The sequence below is a fragment of the Pelotomaculum sp. FP genome, assembly GCF_004369245.1.
GTDB lineage: Bacteria > Bacillota > Desulfotomaculia > Desulfotomaculales > Pelotomaculaceae > Pelotomaculum_C > Pelotomaculum_C schinkii.
Genome location: NZ_QFGB01000142.1, coordinates 1 through 1,461, shown reverse-complemented (window position 1 = coordinate 1,461; position 1,461 = coordinate 1). Strand labels below are relative to the sequence as shown.

Annotated in this window: 1 protein-coding gene; it reads right to left on the bottom strand. The window is 38.2% G+C overall.

Going from position 1 to position 1,461, the window contains the following annotated elements; translation table 11 throughout:
* The coding region (locus Psfp_RS21085; RefSeq protein ID WP_205079650.1) for a PAS domain S-box protein at nt 1–494 on the bottom strand (494 nt) is incomplete at its 3' end.
* Nucleotides 495–1,461: the final 967 nt, after the last annotated feature.

Genomic DNA, 1,461 nt, shown 5'->3' with positions numbered 1-1,461 from the left:
TTATATACAATCCTCTCAAAACCGTAATTGCCATGAATTTGTTTTATGACCTCTTCGGCACGCTCCAAATATTTTATCCGGTTTTTGGCTTCCTGCAGTTCAAAACTCATTCGTTGGATTTCCGTAATATCCTGGTCAATAGAAACTACCCCGATGACATGGTCGCCATCGCAAATCGGGATAGAACTTATTATAACCATATTTCCTTCCCGGGGCCGGTGTTCGACATATTCAACGGGATTGCCATTACGCAAAACTTCCAGACACAAGGCGTTGGGGAAAAATTGTGCAACATCGGCGCCGACAATCTCCATACGGTCAACGCCGTAAAGCTTCTCTGAGCGGTTATTCCAATAAGTAACGACGCCATGTTCGTCTACTACGCAGATAGCCTCGTTAACATTTTCCAGGATTTTCTCAAAAGATATCCCCATCCGTATCTGAATCAAGTTTTCTGCAGCAATTTTTTTAGTGGCCTCATCTGCTTTCATCATATAACACCCTTCCTCACTTGTCGCATATCCCGGTACTCCGGTTCAGTAAGCAGAGGGATGCCTAGCGCTTCGCTTGAATATATTCCGGCCGCTTGTTGAAATACTTGAGCATTTGCGGCTATGATTCCTCTTGTGAAAACATTCAATTAAATAATTTTGGCTAACTGCCGCCTATTATGCTTATTATATCAAAAGAGATTACTATAGTTTTTCAGTAAACTTGACAAAGCCGGCATTTCTTTAATATTATTAGTGCAAACTTTGTGCCAAACATCACAAACAATTACACCACTTTTACGTTTAATCAAACCTGAATACGGCTTAACGACGTCATAAAGTAAATTTATGACTTGCGAATTTTGTCATAAGAAACCTTCAAGTGTCAGATAACTGACACTTGAAGGTTTCTTATTGTTTAAAGGAATTAGTAACATTCTCTGTTAGGAAAAAGAAAACGGTTTAATTTTACGCATTCTAATTAACTGACAGATGTCAGGATGTTGACACAATAAATCTACAAACAATTCCCGTCTGCATATCATAATTTATTGATAAAGATTTCATTCATCCCTGTCATTGAAGGAAGCACACAAGATCGTCCGTATTGATACCCGGCATAATTTCAACCAGTTCATCACCAGATAAACTTTTTGTGCCAGAATTTATATTTTCCAACCTTCCACCAGGAATACTTCAGCTGTTACAAGAATAAGATAATAAATTGATATCTTTTTTATGAACTCTAAAAAATATATTATAAAACCTGCCTCCTGCAATTGACCATTTCTGTTTGATTGTGCCGGGTTGGTGAAAGAATAGCAGCAAATCAGGGGGAAAGAGAGCCCAGCGGTAAAATGTCAAGCCCACTTTAAAAAAGAATTGGAAAAAATATTTCATTATGCGAGACAAAAGAATATAACAAACTAAGCCCAGAAAATTACAATATCTGGGTCTGAGAGGGTGGTCC